General features: G+C 50.5%; 16 protein-coding genes and 1 pseudogene. 11 read left to right on the forward strand and 6 right to left on the reverse strand.

The window, feature by feature from the left end; all coding sequences use genetic code 11:
* Window positions 1-1,147, reverse strand: a pseudogene (rimO, locus tag MED297_RS16370) (30S ribosomal protein S12 methylthiotransferase RimO); the annotation flags it as partial.
* Window positions 1,148-1,200: 53 nt separating this feature from the next.
* Window positions 1,201-2,244, reverse strand: coding sequence for an AraC family transcriptional regulator (locus MED297_RS16375; protein ID WP_040557471.1), 1,044 nt, complete (start codon window positions 2,242-2,244; stop codon window positions 1,201-1,203).
* A 96-nt stretch (window positions 2,245-2,340) separates the two neighbouring features.
* Here MED297_RS16375 and MED297_RS16380 point away from each other — a divergent pair, with 96 nt between their 5' ends.
* The 3 genes from MED297_RS16380 (at window position 2,341) to MED297_RS16390 (ending at window position 5,099) form a co-directional block, all read left to right on the forward strand.
* Entirely contained in the window at window positions 2,341-4,371 is a 2,031-nt protein-coding gene (locus MED297_RS16380) for an NADPH-dependent 2,4-dienoyl-CoA reductase (protein WP_008046914.1), read from the forward strand.
* Between the two features lie 80 nt (window positions 4,372-4,451).
* Window positions 4,452-4,754, forward strand: coding sequence for a hypothetical protein (locus MED297_RS16385; RefSeq protein ID WP_154650981.1), 303 nt, complete (start codon window positions 4,452-4,454; stop codon window positions 4,752-4,754).
* A gap of 102 nt (window positions 4,755-4,856) precedes the next feature.
* Complete coding sequence (locus MED297_RS16390) at window positions 4,857-5,099, forward strand: hypothetical protein (RefSeq protein ID WP_008046916.1); 243 nt, start codon at window positions 4,857-4,859, stop codon at window positions 5,097-5,099.
* Window positions 5,100-5,247: 148 nt separating this feature from the next.
* Here the strand turns inward: MED297_RS16390 and MED297_RS22465 are convergent, their stop codons facing one another.
* Window positions 5,248-5,460, reverse strand: coding sequence for a hypothetical protein (locus tag MED297_RS22465; RefSeq protein ID WP_008046921.1), 213 nt, complete (start codon window positions 5,458-5,460; stop codon window positions 5,248-5,250).
* A 149-nt stretch (window positions 5,461-5,609) separates the two neighbouring features.
* Here MED297_RS22465 and MED297_RS16400 point away from each other — a divergent pair, with 149 nt between their 5' ends.
* From MED297_RS16400 to map, 4 genes are all read left to right on the forward strand, one after another.
* Window positions 5,610-6,032, forward strand: a complete 423-nt coding sequence (locus MED297_RS16400) for a hotdog fold thioesterase (protein ID WP_008046923.1) — start codon at window positions 5,610-5,612, stop codon at window positions 6,030-6,032.
* A gap of 265 nt (window positions 6,033-6,297) precedes the next feature.
* Complete coding sequence (gene arfA, locus MED297_RS22650) at window positions 6,298-7,794, forward strand: arabinosylfuranosidase ArfA (protein ID WP_008046926.1); 1,497 nt, start codon at window positions 6,298-6,300, stop codon at window positions 7,792-7,794.
* Between the two features lie 211 nt (window positions 7,795-8,005).
* Window positions 8,006-8,218 (forward strand): ParD-like family protein, encoded by a 213-nt coding sequence (locus MED297_RS16415; RefSeq protein WP_008046929.1) that lies wholly within the window; start codon window positions 8,006-8,008, stop codon window positions 8,216-8,218.
* Window positions 8,205-8,981 (forward strand): type I methionyl aminopeptidase, encoded by a 777-nt coding sequence (map, locus tag MED297_RS16420; protein ID WP_008046935.1) that lies wholly within the window; start codon window positions 8,205-8,207, stop codon window positions 8,979-8,981. The genes MED297_RS16415 and map overlap by 14 nt, the downstream gene beginning before the upstream one ends.
* Window positions 8,982-8,988: 7 nt before the next feature.
* On the opposite strand, the gene MED297_RS16425 is transcribed toward map, so the two are convergent.
* From MED297_RS16425 to MED297_RS16435, 3 genes are read right to left on the reverse strand one after another with little or no spacing between them, the layout of a single operon-like run.
* The gene (locus MED297_RS16425) at window positions 8,989-9,258 is read right to left on the reverse strand and encodes a hypothetical protein (protein ID WP_008046936.1); all 270 of its coding nucleotides are present in this window, start codon (window positions 9,256-9,258) and stop codon (window positions 8,989-8,991) included.
* 18 nt (window positions 9,259-9,276) lie between these two features.
* The gene (locus MED297_RS16430) at window positions 9,277-10,011 is read right to left on the reverse strand and encodes an oxygen-binding di-iron domain-containing protein (protein WP_008046937.1); all 735 of its coding nucleotides are present in this window, start codon (window positions 10,009-10,011) and stop codon (window positions 9,277-9,279) included.
* Window positions 10,008-10,652 carry a hypothetical protein gene (locus tag MED297_RS16435; RefSeq protein ID WP_008046938.1) on the reverse strand — a complete coding sequence of 215 codons (645 nt, stop codon included), beginning with the start codon at window positions 10,650-10,652 and terminating at the stop codon, window positions 10,008-10,010. The genes MED297_RS16430 and MED297_RS16435 overlap by 4 nt, the downstream gene beginning before the upstream one ends.
* Window positions 10,653-11,539: 887 nt before the next feature.
* Between MED297_RS16435 and MED297_RS22740 the strand changes: the two genes are divergently transcribed.
* Genes MED297_RS22740 through MED297_RS16455 form a run of 4 tightly spaced genes read left to right on the forward strand, consistent with a single transcriptional unit; the run spans window position 11,540 to window position 14,530 of the window.
* Complete coding sequence (locus MED297_RS22740; RefSeq protein ID WP_473965378.1) at window positions 11,540-12,178, forward strand: methyl-accepting chemotaxis protein; 639 nt, start codon at window positions 11,540-11,542, stop codon at window positions 12,176-12,178.
* Between the two features lie 13 nt (window positions 12,179-12,191).
* Window positions 12,192-12,479 carry an STAS domain-containing protein gene (locus tag MED297_RS16445; RefSeq protein WP_008046940.1) on the forward strand — a complete coding sequence of 96 codons (288 nt, stop codon included), beginning with the start codon at window positions 12,192-12,194 and terminating at the stop codon, window positions 12,477-12,479.
* Window positions 12,480-12,483: 4 nt separating this feature from the next.
* Window positions 12,484-14,172: a fused response regulator/phosphatase gene (locus MED297_RS16450; protein ID WP_008046941.1), complete on the forward strand. Its 1,689-nt coding sequence runs from the start codon at window positions 12,484-12,486 to the stop codon at window positions 14,170-14,172.
* On the forward strand, window positions 14,165-14,530 hold the full coding sequence (locus MED297_RS16455; RefSeq protein ID WP_008046943.1) for a response regulator: 366 nt from the start codon (window positions 14,165-14,167) through the stop codon (window positions 14,528-14,530). Before MED297_RS16450 ends, MED297_RS16455 begins: the two co-directional genes overlap by 8 nt.
* The last annotated feature ends 9 nt before the right edge of the window (window positions 14,531-14,539 follow it).

The raw sequence follows: 14,539 nt of genomic DNA on the forward strand, positions 1-14,539 counted from the left end.
GCGCTGCTGTACTTCCATGAAGCGATCGTAGCGTTCCTGTTTCACCGCTTCGTCGACATGTGTCCGGCAGGGCAGCTGAACGGGCACCGTCAACATTCGAGTACTTGAATGCGCCGACACGGTCCAGTTGTGCTTCTTCCAGGAAGTCGAGCAGCATCTGAAAGTCGTCTTCAGTCTCGCCAGGGAAGCCGACAATAAAGGTTGATCGCAGCGTAATGTCCGGGCAGATGTCACGCCATTGGTGAATCCGGTTGAGGACTTTCTCTGCGTGCGCCGGACGCTTCATGTTCTTTAAGACGGAAGGACTGGCGTGCTGAAACGGTATATCGAGATACGGCAGAATCCGGTTTTCGGCCATCAATGGGATGATGTCGTCAACATGAGGGTAAGGATACACGTAGTGCATGCGAACCCAGGCATCTAATTGGCCCAGCTCTTCACACAGTTCTTTCATGCGGGTTTTAACCGCACGGCCTTTCCAGAAGTCTTCCCGGTATTTGGTATCGACGCCATAGGCGCTGGTGTCCTGTGAGATTACCAACAGTTCTTTGGTGCCATGGTTAACCAGGCTTTCCGCTTCACTGAGTACCTGGCTGATCGGCCGACTGACCAGATCGCCGCGAAACGACGGAATAATGCAGAAGGTGCAGCGATGATTACAGCCTTCCGATATTTTCAGGTAGGCGTAATGCTTCGGTGTGAGTTTCACACCTGCCTTGGGCACCAGTGAAGTGAAGGGGTCGTGTTTTGGTGGGACCACCTCATGCACCTGCTTGACCACATGATCGTAGGCGTGGGGTCCGGTCACCGCGAGAACATTAGGGTGTACTTCCCGGATGTCATCTTCTTTGGCGCCGAGGCATCCGGTCACCAGTACCTTACCGTTTTTGTTCAGCGCCTCACCGATGGTATCGAGCGATTCCTGCACTGCCGAGTCGATGAAACCACAGGTGTTAACGATGACGACATCGGCATTGTTGTAGCTGGGCACGATGTTGTAACCCTCGGCACGCAACTGAGTAATGATGCGTTCTGAATCGACGGTATTTTTGGGACAACCGAGGCTGATAAAGCCGACATTGCCGGGCGCATCGACGGCGTGACCTTCAGAAACATTAAAGGTTTGGATGATGTTGTCCTGGCTCATGGAGACCTCGGTGTTGGGCAGGGGGCGCTATTGTATCGATTCGCGGGTTAACCTCAATAAGCTTCGGAGGAATCGTTTCGAGCCTTACGACGTCGATAGTCACCGGGGGCCTCGCCTGTCCAGCGTTTGAATGCCCGTTGAAACGCATTGGGGTAGGTAAAGCCCAGCAGGTAAGCAATTTCGCCAATGGTGTAACCTTCATCACGAAGGTAAATCAAGGCCAGTTCTCGACGGGTATTATCGAGTAGCTGGGTGAAGGTGGTTCCCTGTTGTTTCAGTTTCCGTTGCAGCGTCCAAACCGGCAAGTCCAGCCGTACCGCGACCGCCTGAATGGTCAGGTCCGGCGTGTGTAACAAGGGGCTGATGGCATCGGCGACCTGATCCAGAAAGCTGAGGGAGCGGCTGATACGGGCCAGTTGCTGGTCGCACAGCTGCCGGCATTCTGCATAGGCAACGCGATTGGACTGTCGCAAAGGCCGTGACAGATCTTCAGCGCGCAGTGTGAGCGCGTTGCGGGGCTGTTCAAACCGAACCGGGCACTCAAAGACTTCAGCATAAAGATTTGCATACGATGGGGCCGGGAACTCGATATCGACGGCAACCGGTGTCAGCCGCTGACCCGTCAGTCGGCGAGCCAATATGAGTTGCACTGCCAGCGCCATGTCGACAATAAAGCTGTTGTACTGATTGTAAGGGCTGAGCGAGTAAAACTCCGCAACGCCCCGACTCTGCTCCCGGTAAAACCGGGAATGGCCGCGAACGTTTTTACTGCTTAAGGGTTCGTCGTGCGCGATGTCGGCCAGGGCCTGACCAAGACTTGGCGCACAGGCCGCACTTAACCCGGCTAAACCGAGCAGTGACGGTTGCGCCAGACCGGCAACCTGCAAACCCATGTGCGGCGACCGGCTGAGCTGAATGCAGTCGTGGCCGAAACGCATGAATCGGGGAATACTGATGCGGCCTTCTGGCTGAGACAACAGCGTGTCGGACAACTGATACTGGGTTTTCAGCTCGGTGGTCGACAGCCCCTGTTGCGTCAGGAACTCCAGCAATAGATTGACGTAGCGGACTGAAATATCCCCGAGCGTCATAGTCATATAAAGGTACTCTATTGTTGTTAAGGGATATTGTCGCAATGTAGCGCACGGACTATGGTTAGCGCCATAACAATATAATCATGACTTGGAGATCACATGGCCGATACCCCTTACTCTCATCTGTTGGCACCACTCGATCTGGGCTTTACGCAACTGCGCAATCGCGTGCTCATGGGGTCGATGCATACCGGGCTTGAAGAACGCCCACAAGGCTTTGAACGGCAGGCGGCATACTATAAAGCCCGGGCCGAAGGGGGCGTGGGTCTGATCGTCACCGGGGGCATTGGCCCGAACATAGAAGGGGTTGGTGTTCAGGGCGGCGCGATTCTGGTCGATGACGCCGAAGTTGAAAAACATCGAATGGTGACCGATGCCGTACACGAAGTGGACGGCGCGAAAATCTGTATGCAGATTCTGCATACCGGTCGTTATGCCTATAACCCCAACTTGGTCGCACCGTCGGCCATTCAGGCTCCGATTAACCCGTTTAAACCGAAAGAACTGGATGCAGAAGGGATCGAAAAGCAAATTCAGGATTTCGTTCGGTGCGCCACCTTGGCGCAGAAAGCCGGGTACGATGGCGTCGAAATCATGGGCTCGGAAGGGTACTTCCTTAACCAGTTTATCTGTAAGCGAACGAATCACCGCACCGATGAGTGGGGTGGCAGTTATGAGAACCGTATCCGTCTGCCAATTGAGGTGGTTCGTCGTGTGCGTGAAGCCGTGGGTGAGTCGTTCATCATCATTTACCGACTGTCTATGCTGGACCTGGTGGAAGATGGCAGCACCTGGGAAGAAGTCGTTCAACTGGGCAAGGCGATTGAAAAAGCCGGGGCAACACTGATCAATACCGGTATTGGCTGGCATGAGGCTCGGGTACCGACCATTGCGACCTGTGTGCCGCGTGCGACCTTTGTTCGCGTCACCGAACAGATGAAAAAAGAACTGTCGGTACCCTTAATTACCACCAATCGTATCAATACGCCCGAAGTGGGTGAGGCCATAATCGCTGGTGGACAGGCGGATATGGTTTCCATGGCGAGACCAATGCTGGCGGATGCCGATTTTGTCAACAAGGCAGCGGCCAACCGTGCCGAAGAAATCAACACCTGCATTGCCTGTAATCAGGCTTGTTTGGATCATGTGTTCAGTGGCGGCGAAGTGTCCTGCCTGGTGAACCCCTATGCCTGTAATGAAACCCGCTTGATTAAAACCGCGGCGGCCGAACCCAAACGCGTTGCGGTTATCGGAGCCGGTCCCGCAGGGATGGCGTTTGCTTCAACAGCTGCGGAGCGGGGTCATCAGGTGACCTTATTCGATGCCGCCCCGGCCATCGGCGGTCAGTTTAACATTGCCAAACAGATTCCGGGGAAAGAGGAGTTTTATGAAACCCTGCGTTATTTTGATGTTCAACTGAAAAAGCAGGGCGTTGAAGTCGTTCTGAACCGTAAAGTCACCGCTCAGGATCTGATCCAGGATGGTTTTGATCAGGTCGTACTGGCCACAGGTATTGTGCCTCGTCATCTGAACATTCCAGGCGCTGACCACGCGAAGGTACTCAGTTACCTTGATGTACTGCGCGACAAGAAGCCGGTGGGCCAGAAGGTGGCCATCATCGGTGCCGGCGGGATTGGTTTTGATGCGGCCGAGTATTTGGTGCACGACACACCCGATGAACCTCAAAGTGTGGATGCATTTCTGCAGGAGTGGGGCGTTGATACCCGCGTGCAGACCCCGGGTGGCTTGACCAAACCCAGCGTGACTCCGCCGGCACGCGAGATTACGTTGCTGCAACGAAAAACATCAAAGGTCGGTGCCGGACTCGGTAAAACGACAGGCTGGATTCATCGAACGGCACTGAAACACAAGCAGGTCCAGATGTTAAACGGTGTCAGCTACGAAAAAATTGATGATGAAGGGCTGCATATCCGGATCGGTGACGAAGAACGTGTCCTGAACGTCGACAACATCGTGGTATGTGCCGGACAGGAACCGCAACGAGCGCTGCAGGCAGAACTGGAAGCGAATCAGGTTCAGGTTCATCTGATTGGTGGTGCCGATGTGGCCGCCGAGCTGGATGCTAAACGCGCGATTAAGCAGGGTACGGAGCTCGCGTTAGCATTCTGACTTTCGCTGAACACAGACCACTGGCCGACCCCCGGTCGGTGGCCTAAGCTGTTGTTGACCGTTGTCGGGAGAGAGTAACCATGGTCAGACCTAACACCCCGATGGAAGACATTGTGCAGCTGGTCCTGTCATTGGATCCTCAGATTTCGCTGGAGCCTCAGATGACGGACGACATTCTCCGCTTCAGTCTCTGGGTTGGGCACTTCACCGTTGAAATTTATGGCGATCAGATACGCTATGCCTTTACAACCGGTGAGCGCAGTGTCGAAGGCTTGTGTGACAGCTTGGAGGCATTGCATCAGGTTTTGTTCACTGAAGTGGAACAACTGCAGCAGCGTTTTGCTCAGGAGCAATCGGAGTTGCCAGGCTCCGCAATGCACTGATCCGGATGACTGCGTAGCCTGATTGACTGCGTTCCTGCGGCAGATCATTTTTTGATCGCCTGAAAGTTTTTAAAATGCGGCTTTTTCGAATGAGCCGAAAGCATGCCTAAAGACACCCACGAGTTGATGTTTCAACTGCTGCGTATGAATGTCAGCCCAATGACGTTTGTCTCCTGTAAACAGGTGAATTCTCGCCATGACGTAACTGCTTTCATCAATGGCTGGCGACCAATGCCTGAGAGCGTTAAAGCCTTCTGTCGGGATTGGATTGCGCAGGGAAAACCTGATTACCGTAAGTACGTGTTAACGCTCGACAGTCAATCCGAATCTTCCTCTTCAGATTAACGATAAACACAGTCGCGTCCGGCGCAGGGTCAATGTAAAGACATTGGCGTCAAAGAGGGACTCTGTTAAAATTCTTATATTGTCAAAATGACTATTATGAGACTGGCGCTTGATTCCCATTTTCTCCGAACATTTCTTTGTTTTTCTTTTATTTCTGGGTGTCGTCAGTTTTCTCGGATTTGCGGTCGCCATCTGGCGCGATAAGTAACGACATGACAACATGTCTTAGTTTGTTGATAAACGCCGCCGACAAAAAGGTAGCTTTAAAATGGACCGCTGCAAGTATCGCCGGAATGCCGGACCACCTGATACGCTCGACGAAAACACCGGAACGCCGGACCGCCATGTTTTCGACGTCCATTTGAAAGCTACCTTTTCATCGTCTCGATACCGGTGATGACTTTGTCATCAGTCTGCGACACGACAACATATCTTTTTTCTCATTTATTTTTGGCTTAATGCTCCGTACCTTAGCGGGTTAAACACTGAGTGATTAACAGAGGTATTGGTATGTCATGGAAAAAACCGACCGATCCGGACAGTCTGAACGAGCAATCGGCCGGATGCGCCGTAGAACATCTGGGCATTCTCTTTGTACCCTCCGATTCGCCGGACACGATCAAAGCCACGATGCCTGTGGATCATCGAACTCGTCAGCCGTTTGGCTTGTTGCATGGTGGCGCTTCGGTTTTGTTGGCAGAAACTGTCGGCAGTATGGCTGCAAACCTATGTGTGAGCGATGATCAATACTGTGTGGGCCAGTCCATTCAAGCCAACCATATCCGGGGCGTTACCGAAGGAACGGTTATCGCCAGTGCCAGAGCACGTCATCTTGGGCGAACCACGCAGGTCTGGCAGATTGACATAGAAGACACCGAGCAACGACTGATCTGCTCCGTATCTTTGACAATGGCGGTACTGACACGTCGCTGAGCTGAGGTTTGTTGCTCAGCTCTCTCAATGGCCTGTAAAACAGGCCATCCAATCGTTTTTCCTGATCGCTTAATACCCGTTTTCCGTAGCGGCAGGTTGTGTTTTGCAACCTGCCATCACCGGTTTCCAGCAGGTTTCTGCATAGGCTGCGACCGTACGCCGTTTTTATAATGGGTCTCGTTACCATCAGTTTTTAATCATCCGAAAACCCTGATTATCGGTGAGTTACTTCATCCCGGGGTAAGCAATATTGGGAAACGCATTTATGAAAACCGCAAGCTGTAGAGTACATCGTCAACAAGCCATTTCTGAGATCGATCCTCGAATTTATGGCTCCTTTATTGAGCACATGGGCCGTGCGGTTTACACCGGTATCTATGAACCTGAGCATGGCACTGCCGATGATCAGGGGTTTCGGGAAGACGTCCTGCAAGCTATTTCAGACTTAAATGTGCCGATCGTTCGATACCCCGGTGGTAACTTTGTATCGGGTTATGATTGGAAAGATGGCATTGGTCCGAAAGAGCAGCGCCCGACTCGATTGGATTACGCCTGGTTTTCAATTGAAACAAACCAGTTTGGCATTAATGAGTTTGCCGATTGGGCAAAGAAAGCCGGAACTTCTGGCATGATCGCTGTGAACCTGGGCACCGGTACACCACAGGAAGCGGGTTACCTGCTGGAGTATTGCAACATAGCGCAGGGGACGACCTGGAGTGATCTGCGCCGAGAACACGGTTATGAGCAACCGCATAACTTTAAAACCTGGTGTCTCGGCAATGAGATGGATGGTCCCTGGCAAACCTGTGCCATGTCGGCGGAAGACTATGGGAAAAAAGCCCGGGAAACGGCGAAAATATTGAAGTGGGTTGATCCTTCGATTGAGTTGGTTGCCTGTGGCAGTTCTTCCCGGGACATGCCGACGTTCCCGGAATGGGATCGTATTGTGTTGGAAGCCTGTTATGACGAAGTCGACTATATTTCATTGCATCGTTATTACGAGTACGAGGGAAGTCAGACCGACTTCTTGGCATCGTTTTATGATTTGAATGAGTTTATCACGACCGTTAAAGCCACGGCCGATTACGTTCGGGCGGTTAAGCGCAGCGACAAAGTCATGATGTTGAGTCTGGATGAGTGGAACGTCTGGTATCGACAGAACATGGATTGTAAACGCTGGGAATGGGCACCGAGTATTGCCGAAGATGAGTACACCCTGCTTGACGCGCTGGTCGTTGGTGGGTTGTTGACGACCATCGTGAACAATGCGGATCGGGTGAAAATGGCCTGTTTAGCTCAGCTGGTGAATGCATTGGCGCCCATCCATACTGCGCCGAATGGCGCGGTACTCAAGCACACCACTTATTACCCATTTCAACAGGTGAGCAATTTTGCCAGAGGTGTGGCGTACCGAAGTCAACTCACCTGCGAACAAGTTACCACGAAGAATCTGGGCAGTGTGCCGGCACTGACAGCGCTGACGACCTTTGATGACAGTACCGGTGAGTTGGCGCATTTTGTTTTGAATACCCACCAAGACGACTCGGTTGATTATCAGCTCAACCTGGAAAGCTTCGGTCGCTTGCAGCTGATAGACCATCAGGTGCTGGCGGGCGATGATCCGTTTGCCGGCAATACGTTTGAACATCCGGATAATATCTGCCCGACGCAGAAACCGATTGATGTTCAGCCAGGTGAACAGTTCGCATTTGAACTGCCTGCAGCGTCATGGACCCTGTTGCGGTTTAAGTCTGAGGCCTGATCAGCCCAGCGCTTTGCTAAAGTAAACAAAGGCTTGTGGCGACATTCGGCTATCGTCGCAGGCCTTGCACCTCGTTACCAAACCCTTCTCCTTTCGCAAGCCCTCCTCAAACGGATAACCGTTCGGCGCTTTTCTGTGTGCCAGATTAATGCCTTGTGCGCGATAAATGGTTTGTATATGATTCATATATAAATCATATGGGTGCCAATGTATGGGTATTGTTAAAATAAATGATGAGCTGCATGAAGAAGTTCGCAAAGCCAGTGCGGTCATGGTTCGCTCAATTAATGCACAGGCGGAGTTCTGGATGAAGATCGGGATGCTGGCCGAAGCGAACCCGACCTTGTCGTTTACTGACATTGTTCGCGAGCAGCTAAAGCAAGCGGACGTCGATGTTGAAGGGCAGACTCGTGCCACAGGTTAAGCTGAAAAGTGAGGCGGAACTGGCCATCATGCGTCAGTCGGGAAAGCTGCTGGCTTCTGTCTTCGATTACCTGGATTCGGTCGTCAAAGCTGGCATGTCGACTATGGCGATTAACGATCTGGTTGAGCGTTACATCATCGATGAACTGGATGCTCGCCCGGCCAGCAAAGGGCAGTATGGTTATGCTTATGTGCTCAACAGTTCACTGAACCATGTGGTATGCCACGGCGTCCCGTCTGATACCCAGATTTTAAAATCAGGTGACATTGTTAATCTGGATATTACGTTGGAGAAGGGCGGCTACATTGCCGACTCCAGTAAAATGTACTTAATCGGCGATGTTATGCCCAATGCCCGGCGACTGGTCGATATTACCTATGAAGCCATGTGGGCAGGCATTAAAACCGTTAAGCCCGGCGCAACGCTGGGCGATGTTGGTTATGCCATTCAGACACACGCACAAAAACATGGATTCAGCATTGTTCGTGAATATTGCGGGCACGGCATTGGCCGTGAGATGCACGAAGAGCCTTCTGTGGTGCATTATGGCCGACGAGGGCAAGGTCTGGTGCTTAAAGAAGGCATGACATTCACGATTGAACCCATGGTGAATCAGGGTAAAGCTAAAATAAAAACTAAAAAAGACGGATGGACGGTCGTGACCAGCGATAAAAAGCTCTCAGCTCAATGGGAACACACCATTGCCGTAACGGCCCGGGGTTTTGAGGTATTAACACTGCGCAATGAAGAGTCTGTACCCTGACCCCGAATTATGATCTACGATCTGAGTTGAAAATCTCAAGATGACGTCGTGCTTCCGTGAGCAGCCGCTGCTTAAGACGGCCGTGTGGGACAGCGTTGGCCAGAGACAGCATGGTCCATAGTGCCAGTGCTCGCTCCGATTGGTTCTTTGGTGTTATGAAGCAGGGTGTCATGGCCTGATGCGCAGGCACGGCCGCCGATTTGAGCGGCTCGAGTAAAGGCTCTGGTTGCCCACTGAACATGGCATTGACGTAATCTGTTAAGACGGTGTGGTCCATAGATTCGATATCCTTATATCAGGGCACGGCGATACCAATTTTTAAGTCACTGAACCAATCCAGAAACTGGTGAAATGCTTCGCGTGTGAACAACCGGCCGTGTTGAGGGGCCATGTAGTCAACATCCAGATCTCGTACCCGGGCGATCCAGTTTTGTTTCGCCCGTTCAGATGGCATCCAGCGCTGATGAAAGTATTTCATTTTGTCGATATGGGCGTCGAAATCCTCGACAAAGAGCGGAGCATCAACGGATTCAAGTGCCGCTCCCAGATCGCCGGAAAACAGAATTTTGGCCTTCGGATCATAAACATTGAAGTTCCCGGAGGAGTGCAGGTAGTGCGCCGGGATAAAATGCAGTTCGATGCCACCCAGCGATAAGGTATCCCCATCATCCGGTAGCGCTCGATAAGTTGTGTTTTGCATACCAAAGTGCCGGATAAAGCCTTCCCAGATCCATGGGCTGTGCAATGTCACATTGTCCAGTAGCTGATCCCACAGGCCCAGTGACGAAATGATGTCCGGGTCCTGGTGAGAGGCAAACAGATGTTCGATCTGATCCAGCGAAAAGTGCTTTACGATGCCAGCCAGCATGGGCGCAAACAGTTCTATGCCACCAGGATCGAGAAGGATCGCTTTCCCCTGACTGATGATCGCGTACTGATTTGTATCGATAATGCGATCTTGTTTGGACGCGTCCCGACCGAACATGATCCATTGGTGGTCACCTTCACTGTAAAGCGTGTGGGATTTCATAGCATTCTCCCGGACTGAAATGAGTACAGGCTGTGTTGCGCGGCCTCGATGAGTTCAATGACCACTTGCGTTGTTGACTCGATGTCTTTCGCCATGCTGTTTAACGTGCCTCGACTGGTGGTGACCCGGGTTGCTTCCAGTTTCGAGTTAACCGCGATGACGTTAATGACCTGGGTCTGTTGTTTCATCTCGTCCAGCATACTCTCCAACTTCTTCATCAAAGCATTGAACTCAACCTGCATGCTTTTTTCATCCTGTACAAAGGTCGAGCGCTTTTCGTCAATCAGCTGAGTGCGATCCCGCTGCATCGATTCCATGGCTTTTTTCAGATGTTGATCGACCAAGGCCAGTTGCCACTGGCGCACCGCCAGTCGGGCAATGTCTGCAGTCAGCTCTCCGATACGGTTGGCCAATCGTATTGTGCCCTTAGCAAGCTCATCGTAAAAAGAGGCCAGGACCGCTAATCCCGCAGCATCCTCACCGATTCGTACAGCGACCACTGACAGGTTCTTTGACGACACCGACAGAGAACGGGCTTTAATCTGTGCCTGAAACAATGACCTTGCGATGGTCGTCGCTGCTAAGGTTTGGCGAGCCTGGTCAGACCGCAAGGGAGCATTCACATCCACATTTTGACTCATACTTTTGTATATACCGGTTTGTGTCGGCCGAACAACGATTAACTATAGTGCAGTCGAAAGGCTTTGCTACTGCCGTGGGTTATGAAGTGGGAAGGCTGACTCGACAACCTGAACCTACCCGAAGTAAACAAAGTGGTCAGTGAAGTTTTCGAACTCTGTTCCTTATTGTCTGTGCGTTTTTATTACACTGGTCGAACATCACCGCTGGCGATCAACCCGATTAAGTTCGCATGGCGATGGCCGATGATATTGGTGTAAGGCCATCGCTGGCGAAACTTAAGACTGCCGTCTAGCCTTTGCCATATTGAGGTGTTAAAGGTCCAGCAGACGTGGCCATTGAGTTAAAAGAGGATTTAAATTTGGCTATAGGAATAGGGCAAAAACTACAATCTTGGGCGACGAGTCTTAGGACGTATTGGCCTACTGTATTCGTCGTACTATTGCTAACTGTGCTGAGTCCCTGGCTGCCTGTTGTCATCTTACCTTTGTTAACCGGCTTGGGTGTCGGCACCTCTCTGTATTATCTAAAAGCAAAAAGTTCTCAGAGTTCTGAACTGATCATTGATAGTGAGGGCATAAACTCACTTGACTCACTCGAGCCTGCGCTCGAGAGGATGAATGAAGAGTTGATGGAACACCAATCCGTTCTTAACGAGCTCAATCAATCTCAGGAGTTGGAGATCGACCGTCTTGTCTCGTCATTCCAAACCATTCACCGTTTGTTAGATGAACAAAAGGGGCTGATCTATCGAATACTGGAGTTTCAAGTCGATATTGGTGAAGGTCGAACGGATTCATTGCATACAAGCATGCAGACATTTGCCTTCCGTACATCCCAAACGATGGATAAGTTTGTGACCGCAACCATAAAAAACAGTACAGAGATGATGGAATTGGTTGAAGTCGTTTCATCAATGGAAAGCAAAATGCCCACCATTGAGAAAGCGCTGGAAGACATTGACCAGATATCAGATCAAACTAATCTGTTGGCGTTAAACGCAGCCATTGAAGCCGCCCGTGCAGGGGAACATGGGCGTGGGTTCTCGGTTGTGGCTGATGAAGTGCGTGCGTTATCAAAACGCGCAGCTGAGTTTAGCGGCCTGATTCACAAAGAAATAAATTCGATCCGTTCCGATGTTTCCCAATTGCGTTCGCGCATCGGCAATGCCGCCTCAAGTGATATGAACTTTATTCTGAATGCCAAAGCCGATGTCGAAAAGGCCATCAATGCCTTGATGGAAAAAGCGAACAACGATGAAAAGGCGACCGAAGATATTCAGCGCGTCGCAGAAGGTTTGACAGATGCCTCAAATGAAGCCGTTCAGGGATTGCAGTTTGGTGACATCAGTCGACAGACGCTGGAATACCAAAGCGAACGTCTAACATTGTTAATGAATGTACTTCCTGAACTAAAACCGGGTTTGGATGAACAAACCCTTAGTGAATGGATACAGGAACTGGATGACTATCGGCACTCACCAGTGAAAGGGCAAAGCGATTCCGGTGGGGATGTGGATCTTTTTTAAAAGAGGATAAGGCATGGCCAAAGGCGACATAGCTCTCAAGCTGCCAGAGCGGTTTGATTTTAATCATTATCAAACGTTCACGGATGACTATCAAAAAGCGTTAGGGAACGGCTCGGTAACCCGCTTGGTTCTCGACTTTTCGACGGTGGTTTATCTGGACAGCTCAGCGATTGGCATGATCAACATGATGTACAAAAAAGCAAAAGATGCAAACAAGACCGTCTGTATTCGGGGAGCTAAAGGCGTCGCGTACGATTTGTTAAAGCTCGCTAATATCCAGAAGCTGATTCCAATGGAGTAAGTTCATGCTGAATCAGCAAAGTGTCGAGCACATGTTGATCATTGAGGATGATCCTTCGCTAAGCACGTCTATGTCAGAAGTGTTAGCAGAGATCGGTATAGTGATCGATCAGGCTCATAGTTGTCAGGACGCCTACCAGTTTCTGACAGACCGTCAATACGATCTGATTTTGCTTGATAATCAACTTGGCGATGGGGAAGGCATTGATGTCTTACGATGGTTTCATGATCAGCCTCATGAAACCGACCCCGCGATAATTATGATCAGCGAAAGTGACGAGCAACACTACGTAGAGGAATGCTACTCCTTAGGTATTGTGGATTTTTTACGAAAACCCAAACCATTGCCATTGCTTTTGATCAAAGTACGGAAAATTCTGGAGAGTCATCGGCTCAAGCAAAAAGCAGTCGCCAACCAGATCTCCATGAACTTGATGTTGAGTCAGATGGACAATGAACAGCAAATGGCTCGTTTTATCTATCAACACCTTCATCAAAGCTTTCACGACGATATCGAAGGGCTGGAATCCTACATTCAGCCACACTCGTTGTTTTCGGGTGATATGGTGATGACCTGCATCGGTCCAAATGGTCATTGTTTTGGACTAATGGCGGATGCTACCGGGCATGGTTTGGCCGCTGCTCTGACCATGATGCCGGTTTTGACCGTGATGCATACCATGGTGGTAAAAGGTTTTTCGTTAGGACTCATCGCTCGGGAAATCAATCGAAAAGTGAACGAAGAATCCCCGGATGATCGATTTGTCGCCGCAATTTTGTTCGAAATGGACCCCCATCGGCGGACATTAGATGTTTGGAATGGCGGTATGCCGCCTGCTCTATGGGTTGATCCAGACAAGGGAATTGTGCAACGTTTTGCTTCTCGTCATCTGCCATTGGGCATTCTGGATAAGGATGCATTTGATGGCATGGTAGAAACCTTTTCCATTCCCAATACCGGGCACTTAGTTGCCTACAGTGATGGATTGGTTGAACAGAGAAACAGTATTGGCGAACCTCTGAGTCAACAAGAGCTTGAGCGGGTCGTTGAGCTGTCAACACCCGGTCAGCTTATTTATCACTGTCTTGAGCTTTTAACTCATCACACCGACGATGAAAATCTTGATGATGATGTCAGCTTGATGAGCTGGGTCCCAGAGGAGGCTATCGCAAGATTAGTCCGTGTACCCAACCAGACACAATACACTCCTGGGCATTCAAAATGGCAATACTGCCTTAAAGGAAAAGCGTTGTCGGCCGATTCAATCATGGAGATGGCGAACAAGGTACTGCGCCGCTGGTTGGTGTCATTAGAAACTCAACAGCGCGCCTACACTGTAATAGCGGAGCTTGTTAATAATGCATTTGATCATGGTTGTCTTGGTGTGTCCTCAAATTTGAAAATTGAGGACTTTGAGCTTTATTTGAATGCTCGGCAGACTGCGATTGAAAACTTGTCTGATGATGATTGGATTCAAGTCTGTCTGTCGATGGTTGATAACCAGCTGAACATTGAAGTTAAAGACAGTGGCGATGGTTATTTTGGTAAAGAGTCAGCCATAAGCAAACTTAACGGTTTGTCTGGCCGTGGTATTGGGTTAATTCGGGCGTTGTCTTCTGACTTCGTCGTAGATCCGCCGGGTAATGTCGCCCGGTCAACACTATCCTTAATAGGGCAGGATTCTAATGAGTAAACACTTTTTAATAGTCGATGATTCCGCTTCTATCCGGCAGATGGTCGAACACACTTTGAAAACGGCGGGCTATCAAGTTACCGCAGCAAAAGATGGCCAGGAGGCTTTGGATTTAAGTCAGCGTCAGTCATTTGATTGTGTGTTGACCGATCAGAACATGCCGCGCATGGATGGTCTGACGTTGATCAAATCATTACGCCAGTCTGCTAACTACAAGCGTACGCCTATCTTGGTACTCACTACCGAGGCCAGTGATGACATGAAGTCCAAAGGTCGAGCTGCCGGCGCCACCGGTTGGATGGTGAAGCCCTTTGACCCACAAAAGTTATTGGCTGTAGCGGCCAAAGTTGTGAAGTAGCGGAGCGCG

The sequence above is a fragment of the Reinekea blandensis MED297 genome (assembly GCF_000153185.1).
Taxonomy (GTDB): Bacteria; Pseudomonadota; Gammaproteobacteria; order Pseudomonadales; family Natronospirillaceae; genus Reinekea; species Reinekea blandensis.

Excerpts from the sequence above, each read along its gene's own strand:
- MED297_RS22740 (WP_473965378.1), top strand. The coding sequence starts at position 11,540 with ATGGAATTGGTTGAAGTCGTTTCATCAATGGAAAGCAAAATGCCCACC.
- MED297_RS16425 (WP_008046936.1), bottom strand. The coding sequence starts at position 9,258 with ATGGACCACACCGTCTTAACAGATTACGTCAATGCCATGTTCAGTGGG.
- MED297_RS16380 (WP_008046914.1), top strand. The coding sequence starts at position 2,341 with ATGGCCGATACCCCTTACTCTCATCTGTTGGCACCACTCGATCTGGGC.
- MED297_RS16435 (WP_008046938.1), bottom strand. The coding sequence starts at position 10,652 with ATGAGTCAAAATGTGGATGTGAATGCTCCCTTGCGGTCTGACCAGGCT.
- MED297_RS16400 (WP_008046923.1), top strand. The coding sequence starts at position 5,610 with ATGTCATGGAAAAAACCGACCGATCCGGACAGTCTGAACGAGCAATCG.
- MED297_RS16415 (WP_008046929.1), top strand. The coding sequence starts at position 8,006 with ATGGGTATTGTTAAAATAAATGATGAGCTGCATGAAGAAGTTCGCAAA.
- MED297_RS16455 (WP_008046943.1), top strand. The coding sequence starts at position 14,165 with ATGAGTAAACACTTTTTAATAGTCGATGATTCCGCTTCTATCCGGCAG.
- MED297_RS16430 (WP_008046937.1), bottom strand. The coding sequence starts at position 10,011 with ATGAAATCCCACACGCTTTACAGTGAAGGTGACCACCAATGGATCATG.
- MED297_RS16385 (WP_154650981.1), top strand. The coding sequence starts at position 4,452 with ATGGTCAGACCTAACACCCCGATGGAAGACATTGTGCAGCTGGTCCTG.
- MED297_RS22465 (WP_008046921.1), bottom strand. The coding sequence starts at position 5,460 with ATGGACGTCGAAAACATGGCGGTCCGGCGTTCCGGTGTTTTCGTCGAG.
- MED297_RS16445 (WP_008046940.1), top strand. The coding sequence starts at position 12,192 with ATGGCCAAAGGCGACATAGCTCTCAAGCTGCCAGAGCGGTTTGATTTT.
- MED297_RS16390 (WP_008046916.1), top strand. The coding sequence starts at position 4,857 with ATGCCTAAAGACACCCACGAGTTGATGTTTCAACTGCTGCGTATGAAT.
- MED297_RS16375 (WP_040557471.1), bottom strand. The coding sequence starts at position 2,244 with ATGACTATGACGCTCGGGGATATTTCAGTCCGCTACGTCAATCTATTG.
- arfA (WP_008046926.1), top strand. The coding sequence starts at position 6,298 with ATGAAAACCGCAAGCTGTAGAGTACATCGTCAACAAGCCATTTCTGAG.
- MED297_RS16450 (WP_008046941.1), top strand. The coding sequence starts at position 12,484 with ATGCTGAATCAGCAAAGTGTCGAGCACATGTTGATCATTGAGGATGAT.